Source organism: Microcoleus sp. Pol12B5, from assembly GCF_036701335.1.
Classification (GTDB): Bacteria; Cyanobacteriota; Cyanobacteriia; order Cyanobacteriales; family Microcoleaceae; genus Microcoleus.
Window position 1 is genome coordinate 1 of the sequence record NZ_JAUBQQ010000031.1, and the last position, 14,201, is coordinate 14,201.

12 protein-coding genes and 1 tRNA gene are annotated in these 14,201 nt (G+C 46.5%); 6 read left to right on the top strand and 7 right to left on the bottom strand.

The genetic code is table 11. The features are described from left to right. The first annotated feature begins 289 nt into the window (after positions 1-289). The 3 genes from QUA24_RS15170 to gcvT all read left to right on the top strand — a co-directional run bounded on the left by QUA24_RS15170 (position 290) and on the right by gcvT (position 2,064). A complete protein-coding gene (locus tag QUA24_RS15170; RefSeq protein WP_333085722.1) occupies positions 290-493 on the top strand; it encodes a hypothetical protein in 204 nt (67 codons plus the stop codon). A 153-nt stretch (positions 494-646) separates the two neighbouring features. Further along, positions 647-719: transfer RNA gene (locus tag QUA24_RS15175), tRNA-Ala, on the top strand. Positions 720-912: 193 nt separating this feature from the next. Continuing rightward, complete coding sequence (gene gcvT, locus QUA24_RS15180) at positions 913-2,064, top strand: glycine cleavage system aminomethyltransferase GcvT (RefSeq protein WP_333230592.1); 1,152 nt, start codon at positions 913-915, stop codon at positions 2,062-2,064. 100 nt (positions 2,065-2,164) lie between these two features. Here gcvT and QUA24_RS15185 read toward each other — a convergent pair whose 3' ends face one another. Then, positions 2,165-3,007 carry an alpha/beta hydrolase gene (locus QUA24_RS15185; RefSeq protein WP_333230593.1) on the bottom strand — a complete coding sequence of 281 codons (843 nt, stop codon included), beginning with the start codon at positions 3,005-3,007 and terminating at the stop codon, positions 2,165-2,167. Between the two features lie 59 nt (positions 3,008-3,066). Here QUA24_RS15185 and gcvH point away from each other — a divergent pair, with 59 nt between their 5' ends. The 3 genes from gcvH to QUA24_RS15200 all read left to right on the top strand — a co-directional run bounded on the left by gcvH (position 3,067) and on the right by QUA24_RS15200 (position 7,186). Continuing rightward, positions 3,067-3,456 carry a glycine cleavage system protein GcvH gene (gene gcvH, locus QUA24_RS15190; RefSeq protein ID WP_333085720.1) on the top strand — a complete coding sequence of 130 codons (390 nt, stop codon included), beginning with the start codon at positions 3,067-3,069 and terminating at the stop codon, positions 3,454-3,456. Positions 3,457-3,765: 309 nt separating this feature from the next. Beyond that, positions 3,766-6,717 (top strand): aminomethyl-transferring glycine dehydrogenase, encoded by a 2,952-nt coding sequence (gcvP, locus tag QUA24_RS15195; protein ID WP_333230594.1) that lies wholly within the window; start codon positions 3,766-3,768, stop codon positions 6,715-6,717. A gap of 196 nt (positions 6,718-6,913) precedes the next feature. Then, positions 6,914-7,186, top strand: a complete 273-nt coding sequence (locus QUA24_RS15200) for a hypothetical protein (protein WP_333230595.1) — start codon at positions 6,914-6,916, stop codon at positions 7,184-7,186. A gap of 102 nt (positions 7,187-7,288) precedes the next feature. Here the strand turns inward: QUA24_RS15200 and QUA24_RS15205 are convergent, their stop codons facing one another. From QUA24_RS15205 to miaB, 6 genes are all read right to left on the bottom strand, one after another. Beyond that, complete coding sequence (locus QUA24_RS15205; protein ID WP_333230596.1) at positions 7,289-8,161, bottom strand: MBL fold metallo-hydrolase; 873 nt, start codon at positions 8,159-8,161, stop codon at positions 7,289-7,291. A gap of 247 nt (positions 8,162-8,408) precedes the next feature. Then, a complete protein-coding gene (locus QUA24_RS15210) occupies positions 8,409-9,647 on the bottom strand; it encodes an HhoA/HhoB/HtrA family serine endopeptidase (protein WP_445242618.1) in 1,239 nt (412 codons plus the stop codon). Positions 9,648-9,749: 102 nt separating this feature from the next. After that, positions 9,750-9,989 (bottom strand): hypothetical protein, encoded by a 240-nt coding sequence (locus QUA24_RS15215; protein WP_333230598.1) that lies wholly within the window; start codon positions 9,987-9,989, stop codon positions 9,750-9,752. A gap of 236 nt (positions 9,990-10,225) precedes the next feature. Then, positions 10,226-11,308: an AI-2E family transporter gene (locus QUA24_RS15220; RefSeq protein ID WP_333212058.1), complete on the bottom strand. Its 1,083-nt coding sequence runs from the start codon at positions 11,306-11,308 to the stop codon at positions 10,226-10,228. 261 nt (positions 11,309-11,569) lie between these two features. Next, complete coding sequence (locus QUA24_RS15225; RefSeq protein ID WP_333230599.1) at positions 11,570-12,640, bottom strand: D-alanine--D-alanine ligase family protein; 1,071 nt, start codon at positions 12,638-12,640, stop codon at positions 11,570-11,572. Positions 12,641-12,838: 198 nt separating this feature from the next. Continuing rightward, complete coding sequence (gene miaB / locus QUA24_RS15230; protein ID WP_333163413.1) at positions 12,839-14,179, bottom strand: tRNA (N6-isopentenyl adenosine(37)-C2)-methylthiotransferase MiaB; 1,341 nt, start codon at positions 14,177-14,179, stop codon at positions 12,839-12,841. Between the last annotated feature and the right edge of the window lie 22 nt (positions 14,180-14,201).

Genomic DNA, 14,201 nt, shown 5'->3' on the forward strand with positions numbered 1-14,201 from the left:
AACTCGTTCAATTTTTCAAAACCTCAATATCCCTTATTTGCACTTTTCTTCTGCCTAGAGTGACAAAAGAGGGTTAATCGATCGCTCAAGAGTCAAAAACGCACCTCTAAGGCTGAGCTAGCTCTCATTAACTTTGCATATTGTAATTATCAAGAAAAGCTATAACTTTTTCTCAGCGGCTTTCCGCTGCTCCCTTCGGGTTTCACAGCAATAGTTAAATACGTCTGAGCTTATCTGCACTTAACCAAAAGTTTTGTTACAATAGGTGAGCTGTTACAAATCGTAACTTATGCTGGTTCCTATTTTAATAATTGACGTTGCCCTCGTTGCCTGGTCTTTGCACTTGATGCAAGAGGCGATCGCGCAACGGGAATTTTCACTAATGCTAGCCGGCACCCTAGTTGCGGTCTCAGCCGCCGCTCTGCTAGTCGTCTACTTTCTCATGGGGTCTTGTTTGAGCCATTTAACCGAAATATCCCAACACACTTACTAAATGATAGTAGGCGATTGACCATTGTCCAGAAGCGAGGAGAGTTTTGTGGAAAAAAAGCCGAAAGCCTTGCCAGCCGAAGGCTCAAAACTAATTTCCCCAAAAAGCTTGACAAATATTGGTCAGTTAAGGCATGATTGAGAGCACGAAAAGAAAGGGGAATTAGCTCAGTTGGTAGAGCACTACAATGGCATTGTAGGGGTCAGCGGTTCGAGCCCGCTATTCTCCATAAACATTACAGTAGGGAAACGGCACTGCCGTATCCTAATTTGTACCTAAACATTACCACCGCGTGCTTAAATTTGATCGCGACTTGTACCGAAACAGCATAGCCGTGTCCTTAAATTCGATCGGGCTACACACCGCGAAAACCAATTTTCCCGTAAAATCAAAACAGTCTACCCGCAACCAAAGCGCTACCTGTGGCAAAGTCAACTGAACCCAGCAATCCAGAGAGTCCGAGCCAACTTGCCCGCACGCCTCTGTACGACCTATCATTAGAACTCAAAGGCCGAATGGTGCCGTTTTCCGGGTGGGAGATGGCAGTACAGTACGCAGGCATCAGCAGCGAACACCAAGCAGTACGCCAGCAAGCAGGAATGTTCGACATTTCCCACATGGGAAAATTTGGTTTGAGAGGGAAACAAGTAAGAGAAAAATTTCAATCCTTAGTACCCTCAGACTTGAGCCGCTTGCAACCCGGTCAAGCTCAATATACAGTCTTGCTAAATGCCAAAGGCTGCATCTTAGACGACATTATTTTCTACTGCCAAGAACCCGACGCTATCACTAGCGAAGAACGTGCAGTAATCATTGTCAACGCCGCCACTCGCATCGCCGACAAAGCATGGATAACCACGCACTTAGAATTGAGCGAACTCAGTTTTACAGACCTCTCCGAAGATAAAGTTTTAATAGCAATTCAAGGCCCGGAAGCTGTTAATTATCTCCAGCCTTTTGTGGAAGACAGCCTCGCACCAATTAAGGCATTCTGCCACTTAGAAACAAATCTATTGGGACAGCCGAGCTTTATCGCCAGAACTGGTTACACCGGCGAAGATGGGTTTGAAATCATGGTGGATGCCGAAGTAGGAAAAGAACTGTGGCAAAAATTGTTAGCTGCTCGCGTTGTTCCTTGCGGTTTGGGCGCGAGAGATACCTTGCGTTTAGAAGCAGCAATGGCTCTTTACGGTCAAGATATAGACGACAATATCACGCCTTTAGAGGCTGGATTGGGTTGGGTAGTTCACCTGGACACCAAAGGCAATTTTATTGGTCGCGAGGTTTTGGAACAGCAGAAAGCGAGTGGAGTATCAAAGCGGTTGGTAGGGTTAGAAATGCAGGGGCGGCACATTGCACGCCACGGCTATCCGGTAATATTTGAAGGCGAAACAGTAGGAGAAGTTACTAGCGGTACATTATCGCCTACATTGAATCAGCCAGTAGCCCTCGCATTTGTTCCCGCAAAATTAGCGAAAATCGGTCAGAAATTAGAAGTCGAAATTCGCGGTAAAAACTATCCGGCTAGTGTAGTGAAAAAACCATTTTATCGATCGCCAAACCGCCCGATTTAAATTAAGTAGGCAAGCCTTAATTCAGGGGCCGACTAGGAACAACGACAGAAAAAAAAGTGAAGTGTATGTGTTATTGTGGAACGGGCTTCTAGCCCGTTGCTCATCTTTGTCGAGAAGATTCATCTACTAGCTTAGCAAAATTTCGCAAAGTTGCAGCATAGCGATCGCCCGCCACATCCATCAAATCATTATGACCGGCCCCATCAACCCAAAAATTCACTTTCGGCTCGTTGGCGGTGGCAAACAACTGCTCTCCATGCCAAAAATGCACAACCTCATCAGCCTTACCATGAATCACCAAAACAGGCGATCGCACTTTGCCAATTTTATCAATATTCACAAACTTGTCAAAGGGTAAAATCGGAATCCGCGTCAACACCCGAAAAGCAGAAACAAAGGAACTTTCAACCACCAAACCGCCGACTTTTTGCCGCGAAGCCAAATCAATTGCCGGCCCACCCCCCACAGAACGCCCGTAAAGAATAATTTGCTTTGCAGGTACTCCCAACTGTTGGGTTAAATAATTGTAAGCAGCATCAATATCACAATAAGTATTATCCTCAGAAGGATTTCCCTGACTCGTGCCGTAACCTTGATAATCATAGGCAAACACAGCAAACCCGTTATCTCGAATCTCTCTGAGTAGCCACAAAATCCCGCCCAAGTCTTCCGCATTCCCGTGACTGTAAAGTATGGTATATTTAGCTTGCGGGTTAGGAAAATGAACAGCAGAAATTTTCACGCCATTAGCTGAGCTAACTTGAATAACTTCCCTGCTATCACTCTCGCTAGATGGCGGAGGTTGAAAAATTAGTCGTTCTGAAAAAAAGAAACCGTAAAAACACAGAAATGCGTAAATAAAAATTATAGAGCGCATCAGTCTTTTGACAGAAAATTCTCCAAAAATCAAGCGTTTAATATTTTTTTTGTTCCACTTAGTCATCAATAAATGCCCATAGTTCACTAAGATTTACTTGATACTTTTTTATTGCGAGAAAAGACATGGCACTAACATACCCCGATGACTTGAAATACCTAGACACCCACGAATACATCCGACTCGAAGGCGAAATTGCCACCATCGGCATTAGTGCTTTTGCAGTTGACCAACTCGGCGATATCGTGTTTCTAGATTTGCCCGAAGTGGGTGCAGGGTTGGAAAAGGGCGAAGCTTTCGGTACAGTCGAGTCAGTGAAAGCGGTTGAAGACTTGAAAGCACCAGTTACCGGTACAGTTGTAGAACGGAATGATGAGATTATAGAGTCTCCCGAAAATTTGGCCGAAGACCCCTATGGCGCTGGGTGGCTGCTGAAAGTGCGCGTTGACAATCCCAGCGAAGCAGACGACGCTTTCTCGGCCCCGGAGTATCGCAAAATGGTGGAAGGCGAGTAGTTATGAGTTTTGGGTTTGGAGTTGGAATTTGGGGCTAGGACTCGTTGATTCCTCCACCATCCGCCAGGGGTTGAAACCCCTGGCTAATAGCACAAGTCGTCTAAAGACGACTGAAATACCAAGCAGTTGGGCCAGGAGTTCCGATAAGTGAGGCTTAATCTAAAGTCGTCTGAAGACGACTTTAGCTATGAGACAGGGGTTTCAACCCCTGTCGGACTGTCGGACTTTGATAGACGCAGAAAATCTTCCTTGTTTTCTTAGCAAAATGTTACAAACAAAGAAGCAAAAGTCTATTCAGGAGAATCCGCCTTGGTACTCTACAGCCCTCAACTTGAACCCAACCAGCAGCAAAACCTTGTTCCCATCGGTGGTTTTGCGGGCCGGCACATTGGCCCGACACCCAGCGAAATCCAGCAAATGCTCAATGTTTTGGGCATTTCAAGCCTCGATGAGTTGATTGACAAAACGGTTCCAGCGGCGATTCGTATTTCTCAACCCTTACAACTTCCCGCAGCGCAAAGCGAGTACAGCGCTTTGGCAGAATTGAAAGAAATTGCTGCAAAAAATCAGGTATTTCGATCGTACATCGGCACTGGATATCACGACTGCATCACACCCCCGGTCATTCAGCGGAATATTCTAGAAAATCCCGGCTGGTATACAGCTTACACTCCCTACCAAGCCGAAATTGCTCAAGGGCGATTGGAAGCTTTACTGAACTTCCAAACCATGATAATTGATCTCACGGGTTTGGAAATTGCCAACGCTTCTTTGCTAGATGAAGGGACAGCAGCGGCGGAAGCGATGGCGGTGAGTTACGGCGCCAGCAAAAATAAGGCAAAAGCGTTTTTTGTTTCCCAAGATTGCCACCCTCAAACTATTGAAGTTGTGCAAACTCGCGCTAAGCCGCTGGGAATTGAGGTAATTGTCGGGGACCATCAAAGCTTTGAGTTCGATCGTACAATCTTCGGCGCTCTCCTGCAATACCCCGCCACAGACGGCGCAATTTACGACTATACCGATTTTATTCGATCGGCACACGAAGTCGGCGCATTAGTCACAGTCGCCGCCGACATTTTGAGCCTTTGCTTGCTCACACCCCCCGGCGAATTCGGCGCGGATATAGCCGTAGGAAGCACTCAGCGCTTCGGAGTGCCGATGGGATTCGGAGGGCCCCACGCAGCCTATTTCGCCACGCGAGAAGAGTTTAAACGGCAAGTTCCGGGGAGAATAGTTGGCGTTTCTAAAGATGCCAACGGCAAATCTGCTTTACGTTTGGCCTTGCAAACTCGCGAACAGCACATCCGCCGCGAAAAAGCAACCAGCAATATTTGTACTGCTCAAGTTTTGCTGGCAGTGATGGCGAGTATGTATGCTGTTTATCACGGCCCGTCTGGACTGAAAGACATTGCTGAGAAAGTATGGAGTTTAACGGCACTTTTGGCATCCGGTTTAAGAAGTTTCGGATACAAAATTGGTTCTCAACCTTTCTTCGATACTTTGCGGGTAGAATTGGGAGACAAACCCCTGTCAGAACTTCTAGAAGCTGTTAAAGTTCGCAAAATTAATCTCCGAGTTTTCGATGATTCGACAGTGGGAATCACTTTAGATGAAACTGTCAGCGTTGAAGATGTGCAAGAGTTGTGGGAAATTTTTGCAAAGAATAAAGATTATATCAGGGCAGACGGGCAGAAAGCTCTCAACATTCCGCTGGATGCCGACGCATTGAGTGGCTATTTGACATTACCAGATTTTTGCGATCGCACCAGCAGCTATCTTGCCCATCCAGTTTTCAACAGCTACCATTCAGAAACTGAACTTTTGCGCTATTTGCACCGTTTAGAAGCCAAGGATTTATCGCTAAATACATCGATGATTCCATTGGGTTCTTGCACAATGAAATTGAATGCAACAGCAGAGATGATGCCGGTGACTTGGGCGGAATTTGGTAAGATACATCCCTTTGCACCCCGCGATCAAACTCGCGGCTATCAAATGATGTTCGTGCAGCTAGAACAGTCGCTGGCGGAAATCACAGGTTTTGCGGGAATTTCTTTGCAGCCAAACGCAGGTTCCCAAGGGGAATACGCGGGTTTGTTAGTTATTCGTCAATACCACGAACACCGAGGCGAATCTCACCGAAATCTCTGTTTGATTCCCCAGTCAGCCCACGGTACAAATCCGGCTAGCGCGGTAATGGCGGGGATGAAAGTAGTTCCAGTGGAGTGCGATTCTCAAGGCAATATTGATGTTGCTGACTTACATAAAAAAGCAGAAAAACACAAAAATGAACTGGCAGCTTTGATGGTGACATATCCATCAACCCACGGCGTTTTTGAGGAAGAAATTAAAGAGATTTGTGAGATTGTTCACAACTGCGGCGGACAAGTTTATATGGACGGCGCCAATATGAATGCTCAAGTTGGTTTGTGCCGCCCCGGTGATTTTGGTGCTGATGTTTGTCACTTGAATCTGCACAAAACTTTCTGTATTCCCCACGGCGGCGGCGGGCCGGGAATGGGGCCGATTGGGGTAATGTCTCATTTAGTAGAATTTTTGCCCAGTCATTCTATTCTTAACAGTCAACAGTCAACAGTCAACAGTCAACAAACATCAGTTGGTGCTGTTTCCGCAGCGCCTTGGGGAAGTGCTAGCATTTTGCCTATTTCTTGGATGTACATTCGGATGATGGGAGGAGTGGGTTTAACTGAGGCAACAAAAGTAGCAATTCTTAATGCTAATTACATGGCCAAACGCTTAGAATCTTATTATCCGGTTTTGTACAAAGGGAAAGCGGGTTTAGTGGCGCACGAGTGTATTCTAGATTTGCGATCGCTCAAAAAATCTGCGGCTATTGAAGTTGAAGATATCGCTAAACGGTTGATGGATTACGGCTATCACGCGCCGACGGTTTCTTGGCCGGTCGCTGGTACGGTAATGGTGGAACCTACCGAAAGCGAATCGAAGCAGGAATTAGACCGTTTTTGCGATGCAATGATTGCAATTCGATCTGAAATTGCGGAAATTGAAAAAGGTAATGTTGACGCGCAAAATAACGTATTGAAAAATGCGCCGCATACCGCAGAATCTCTGATGGTTGATGAGTGGAATCGTCCTTATACTCGCGCGCAAGCGGCTTATCCGGCACCTTGGACTCGCGAACATAAGTTTTGGCCGGCGGTGGGGCGGATAGATAATGCGTTTGGCGATCGTAATTTTGTCTGTTCTTGTTTGCCAATGGAGGCTTACAGTCAAGGTTAAATAAGTCTCTCCGGGTGCACAATGGGCATCTTACACACATACTATTGTGGGGAGTAGGGGTTGGGCTTCTAGCCCGCCCCACAAGTTAAATTTAAATGTAGAATTGCTGATAAATCTAGATAAACGCGCCGAAAACAATGTAATACAATCTAAAATTTTTTAGGTAAAATAAAAAATGAAAAGACGATTTTTGTGAGTGGCTCACGAAAATAAACCGCGTTGGATTATCCTATTATTTTTAGGTGTTTTGGCTGCTTTAGGGGTGGTAGCAACAGCAGCTTACCTCAAAACGCCGATCGCCCAAACAGCCAATCCCACCTTATCTGTAGACGTTAAAGCCGATCGACATCCGATAAGTCCCGACATCTACGGTATGAATGATTATGCACTAGAACCCGCCCTCGCCAGAAAGTTGCGAATTCCGGTAGAACGCTGGGGGCTAATCACACCAGCCGCTACAACTGGTTAGTCGATTCTTCCAACAGCGGCGATGACTTCTTTTTCGTGGTTGGCGGCGAAAGTGTGTGTAGGATTGGTTTCAACCGCCTCGTAGAAAAGGGGGTTTAAACTATTAAGCATCGACCATCCAAGCAATACACTGTTGCATTTGCTCGTGCATTGTTTCTCGATCGGCATTATACCTGCGGCCGTGTCCCGGCAACACCCATTCAAACGAGTAATTAGCCAAATTCTGCATAGATTTGATTTGTTCTGGCCAAGAATACCAACAGACTTCGCGAAAGCCAACTAGCTGCTGCAAACTTTCCGACCAAGCAAGATGATCGCCGGTGAACAAAAACTTGTTATTGTAAAGCAAAACAGTGTGACCTTTCGTGTGACCAGGTACAGAAATAATCAACAAATCATCTGCGATTTGATGCGGTTCACTGCCCGACAATTTAATTTCTACGCTGCGAGTACCCGCGTTAATTTCGTCAGCATGGAGAATGCGATCGCACCCAAAATGGTCGTGGTATTGTTGATGATCTGCCACATCGTCGCGATGAGTCAAGTACATATAGCGAATGCCGCCCATTGCTTCTATGTTTTTGACTAGCGGGGGCACAAAACGGGGAGAATCAACTAAAATATTTCCTTCTGGGCGGACAATTAAATAGCTGGCTGCGGCGTAGGATTTCTCTGAGTGGTAGCCGCAGTGATAGACATTTTCTGCTACGAGTGCGGGTAACAGTTGCTGGGCTTGTTTGATGCTTTTGGGTTTTTCTACAGTGCCGATCGAACTTGTGGGACAAGACAAGAGAGCCGCGAGCGATCGCATTTCTTCAGTTTCATTAGTTGGCTGGTGGTAAACCGCAGACTGTTCTCCCGCTTGACCAAATACTTCAGGTGCCATCCACCGACAAGTATCGCAGTCAATGCAGGTACTGTCTACATAAAAGTTACCGTTAATATTTTCAGTACGCCTCCGATTAATGTTAGCCATTTTTCTACCTCTTAATAACCCATATAAATTATAGTAACTTACAATAACGAGTACCCCCGACATCCCGACGGGGGTTGAAACGGTATTAAAGCACAATCCGGTTAAAACCGACTAATAATTACTGCCTATTTATTGACAGTAGCTTAGTATCAGTCCTCTTTCATAGGACTGATACTTTGAGGCAGGGGTTTAAAGCCCTGCCGGACTCTTGCTTCTGCGTGCAAGATATAAGTTTCAATCAACAATTCTACTGCTGCTGATTCGCTGGAAAAGCACCCGCTTTCACCGCCACAGTGACAGGTTGTCCGCCGCGGCTTAATTCAAGCTGCAGATCGCTGCCCACTGTACTTTTCTCAACAATTTCTTGTACGCTGCCAGCATCGCTGACTTCTTTACCGTTGATTTTCTTGATGACATCGGCAAGGCGAACTCCAGCTTGTGCCGCGGGAGAATTTTTCGCAACCCCCAAAACTAACACGCCTTTATCTTCAGTCAGCCTCAATTTGGTGTTGGGATTTTGATTAAATTCTCTCTTGATTTCCGGAGTAATGCTTAACATCCGAACGCCGAGATAAGGATGTTCGGCTTTTCCTGCTGTTACTAATTGGTCGGCAATTTGTTGTGCTCGATCGATCGGAATAGCAAAACCCAATCCTTGAGCGCCTTGAATAATCGCCGTATTCATGCCGATAACTTGACCGCGCTGGTTCAGCAGCGGGCCGCCGGAATTGCCGGGATTGATCGCAGCGTCGGTTTGAATAAAGCTGACGCGCTTGTCGGGAACGCCGACATCGGCGCTAGAACGGCCTGTAGCGCTAATAATTCCCACAGTCACAGTATTGTCCAAACCGAGGGGATTACCGATCGCGATCGCCCATTCTCCCGGCTGTAACTCTTCAGATTTGCCCAAACTCACCACAGGCAAATTGTTAGCTTCTATTTTAACAACAGCCACATCAGTAACTGTATCTACGCCTAAAACTTTGCCGACAAATTCGCGGCCATCCTTCAGTTTTACCGTCACCGTATCCGCCCCGTTAACGACGTGAGCGTTAGTCAAAATGCGACCATCAGAACCAAAAACAAAACCCGAACCGGAACCCCGTTCTACCCGATTTCCCGGTTGAATGGGAGATTCTGAACCGAAGAAGCGGCGGAATTGCTCGGGTATCTCATCTGGAACTGGGTTCGTCACCGTGCGAGACGAATTGATCCGCACCACTGCCGGGCCGACTTCCTGAACAACTTTAGTGACAAAATTAGAGTCTTGAGAGGGTAATATATTCGCAGGCAATGCTGAGATAGGCGCTGTACTTGAAGGTTCAGCTTGAATGGCGTTAGAACTTCCAGGAACTTGAGAAGTTAGGGCGTTGCACCCAACAGTTGCGGTGGAGCCGAGTAAAATAAGGGATAAAAAAGCCAGTTTTTTCGGTAAAGCAAAACGGCGAGAAGTCACAGTGGTAGCAGGCATATTTTTGGTTGACATAGTATTGATTTGATGGCAGTTAGAGCGAGAGTTATAATTATGGTTTTGCATTTTTAGCACCTACTGTAATTAAGTTAGAAGTAAAGGAGCTTTAATTTTAATTCAAGCATTTGTGATGTCTGTTTGACTGGTGGGGTTTACCCTACCAGGTGGGGTATAAACCGGACAGTAGTAAGCAAAGTGTTGATTCCAGCTTTTGAGTGCGATCGAACTGGGTCTGCACTGGCGAATTACTGTCTGAGTGCGATAATACAAACTACGGTAGCAAGCTTGCATATTCCGCATTTCCCGTAAAGTTTTCACAGGATTGATATCCGAAGTCAACAACAATCCTGCACTCAAAAAAACCAGGATTCTCGGAAAAATCTTGGTTGTGAGCGATCGACGTTAACGTAGAAACTGGATTTTTGACCCGGCCTGCATCCAGGAAGGGTAGCAGCTAAAGCACCCGAAAGCCTCACCCAAAAGCAGGAAGTAAAAAACCTCTAAAGCCGCAAGCTAAAGTACCAACTAAACCTCAGTCAAAATTGCTTGCAAAAACTCTCTTCAAATCTAAAATTGGAACCTATGGAGGAACTTTATTGCTCCATAGGTTCAATGGAACTAACCGAATCGATTTCCCTCGACTTGTTCCTCGAACTTTCCAAAACATCAACAGTATTCTTAATAAAACCAGCCATCGGCACAGCAACTAACAAACCTGCTACTCCTGCCACCTTAACCCCCACCAGCAGTGCCACTAAAATCCACACAGGATTGAGACCGATAAAACCGCCTAATAACCGAGGAGCAACCCCGCTTTCAATTATTTGCTCAATTACTGTAGCGACAGCTAAAACTGTGACGCCGAGCCAAAAGTTGTTTAATGTGATCAGCAAACTGACAATGCAAATACTGAAAGGTGCACCGAAGGGAATCATAGTCATGACACCCACACCCAAACCGAACAGAAGTCCGAAGGGAACTCGCATAATTAAAAAAGCAACAGTGATAGACAGTCCCATCAAACCCGCCAAAGTTGCTTGCCCGACGAAGTAGTTGTGGAAGCTTCGCGCCAGCAACTCTCGCAATTGAAGGCTCAGCTTGGAAGGAAACCATTTAAACAATCCTTCCCATACGCGATCGCCGTGCAAGAGCAAGTAGAATGTCACGACTATTGTGAGGAGGAAATTCAACAGACTGTCTGCAGCACCCAAACCAAATCTGAGAATTTCGCCAGTGAGAGACTGCAATTGAAATGAGAGTCGATCGCTCAATTGGGTTGTCAAACCGCTAACATCAATGCGGAGATTGCGATTTTCCGCCCAATTGTGGAATGCTTCAATCTGTTCGGTGCCAGAAACTATCCAAGTCGGCAGTCGGGTGGCGAGTTCAGTGATTTGGTTGAGCAGAATCGGGGCCAGAGTGATACCTAAAACCACCAATAGCAGTAAAGTCAAAAACAATACCGACAAAACTGCTCGATCGCGCTTCAAGCCGTATCTGTGCAGAAAGCGCACTGGATAATCTAGCAAAAAAGACAGCACTGTAGCCACTACCAAAACTGTAATCAGGGCGCGAAAATATTCAAAGACTAGGAGGGCTAACCAGCAGTTGAGTACCGCTAGGGGAAATACCAGTCCGTAAGTCCACCACTGCGGCAGTTGAGTGAAACGTCTCATCTAAGTTAACCGAGTTAAAATTTGAGATGCAAGATGCGAGATGGACACTGCTATTTGCCGTTCTCCGTTAACCATTTTATAGTGCATTTATTTATACCCGACTGCTGAAAATTCCCAGTTGCTCGACCCGCAGCGGAAATTGGGTTGCTGGCAGGCACTGCCTGCCACAACCATGTTATACCGTTTGCGCTGATATGGATATATCACCTGCGAAAAAAATATTTTTTGCTGTTGGCAAGGCAGCAGTTGGCAGGGCGCGATTCAACCTTTTTCCCCGTGCCGTTCAATAGCTAATTGAATTAAACGGTCTACTAATTCCGGAAAAGAAATGCCGTCCGCTGCCCACATTTGCGGATACATACTGGTAGCTGTAAAGCCGGGGAAAGTGTTGATTTCGTTAATCAAAACTTCTCCGGTTGATTCAATGTAGAAAAAGTCTACTCGCGCTAAACCTGCCGCGTCTATAGCCAAAAATGCTTGCACTGCCATTTCTTGGATTTGCGAGATAATCGCACCGCTGACTTTTGCCGGGATTGAGCAGTCGGCTTGTCCCTGGGTATATTTTGTTTCGTAGTCGTAGAAATCGCTTTGAAAAGTAATTTCTCCCACCGTTGAAGCTTGGGGATTATCGTTGCCTAAAACTGCACATTCTAATTCTCTAGCAACCACACCCGCTTCGACAATTATCCGCCTGTCGTAGCTGGCGGCGCTGTCGAGTGCTGCTTCTAATTCAGCGCGCGAGCGAGCTTTAGAAATTCCCACAGACGATCCCAAATTCGCAGGTTTGACAAAGCAAGGATAGCCCAAACTTGCTTCAATTTTGTCGCACAGTTTGGGGAAAACGCAAGGATTAGACCAGATTTCGGAACGGTTGACAGCGATGTATTTTACCTGTGGCAAACCAGCCTGAGCAAAAGCCATTTTCATGGCAATTTTATCCATTCCCAGCGCCGAACCTAAAACGCCGGAACCGACAAAAGGAACTTGCATTAATTTCAGTAACCCTTGCACCGTACCGTCTTCACCGTTTGGTCCGTGCAAAACAGGGAACCAAACATCTACGGCATTAAAATTAGGAAACTGTCCAGCGGGCGAGTCGTTTTGTGCTGTTTGTTCCTCTATTTCCAGAGGTTTTCCGGTGGCTAAGACTTGTTGAGGTAATGTTCCCGACAGCCAGCGGCCGTTTTTTTGGATGTAAAAGGGCAGAACTTCGTATTTAGAGGCATTTTCCTCCGCAGCGAGGGCACGGGCGATCGCCCGCGCCGAACTAATTGAGACTTCGTGTTCGCCCGATCGCCCCCCGAACAATAGCCCGATCCGCATGGTTGTCATTTTTTAATACTCCCGGTACTTTTTGACAAATATACACGCAGAGAGCGCAACTAAGGCACATACGAACCGCTTTAAGACTACTTATCTCCTCCCTTCCACTCTTCCTCTGTGTCCTCTGCGCTCTCTGCGGTAAAAAAAATTACATCTTCTTAGAAAAGTTCACAAGTAAGCCGTCCCCTAATCTCATTCCGGTGCTATTTAAAGCATTTCCCCCGTCAAACTAAAAGCGCGAATATCTGTAATTTTAACCCGCACAATTTTACCCGCCAATTCAGCAATATCGCCCTTAAAAAATGTGAGACGATTGCCGCGAGTGCGCCCCATCACCTGAGTTGGATCTTTGAGATTCTGGACTTCCACCAAAACCTCTTCAGTGCGTCCGAAATAGCGCTGCGATCGTTCCATCGCCGTTGTTGTCACTACATGATTGATTCGTTGCAGGCGATCGGCTTTCACCTCCTCAGTCAACTGATTTTCCCACAAAGCCGCCGGCGTCCCAGGGCGAGGCGAATAAGCCGCAGTATTCACCAAATCGAAACCAACATCTTCGATCAACTTCAAAGTCTTTTCAAACTGCGCTTCCGTCTCACCGGGAAAGCCGACAATCGCATCCGCAGTAATCGAAGCATCCGGCATATAACGGCGAATTGTATCAATAATCCGGCGATATTTTTCCTGAGTATAACCCCGCGACATCGCCTTCAAAATATCATTATCTCCCGACTGAAAAGGAATGTGAAAATGCTCGCAAACCTGCGGTAATTCAGCACAAGCCTTAATCAATCTTTCCGTAAAATAGCGCGGGTGGCTAGTAGCAAATCTGAGGCGATCGACACCAGGCACATCCTGCACAAAATAAAGCAAATCCGTCAAAGTATGCTGGTTGCTGCCGTCCGGTTTTGTCCCCGGCAAATCGCGCCCGTAAGCATCAATATTTTGCCCCAACAAAGTTACTTCCTTGTAACCTTGACGGCCCAAATCCTCCATTTCCGCGCGAATTGCCTCTGGCATTCGCGACTGTTCAACCCCGCGAACATTCGGCACAACACAATAAGTGCAGCGTTCATTGCAGCCGTAAATTACATTCACCCAAGCAGTCACCTTGCTGTCGCGGCGTGGCTTAGTAATATCCTCCATAATCTCAACAGCTTCAGTCGCCACAACTTGATTGCCCTCAAAAACTTGTTCGAGTAAATCTTCAAGTCGGTTAGCGTGTTGTGGCCCCATTACTAAGTCTAATTCCGGCACTCTCCGCAGCAGCGCTTCACCTTCCTGCTGCGCGACGCATCCAGCTACAACTAAAGTTAAACCCGGTTCTTGGCGCTTGCGATGAGCTTGCCTTCCGAGGTTAGAATAAACTCTTTGTTCGGCATTATCGCGAATCGTGCAAGTATTGTAGAGAATCAAGCTAGCTTCGTTCGGGTCTTCCGAGAACTCAAAGCCCATATTTTCCAGAATGCCGGCCATCCGTTCCGAGTCGGCTTTATTCATCTGGCATCCGAAAGTAGTGATGTGATAGCGGCGGGGTTTAACGGTCATGGCGAATTGCAGGCAAATAAAA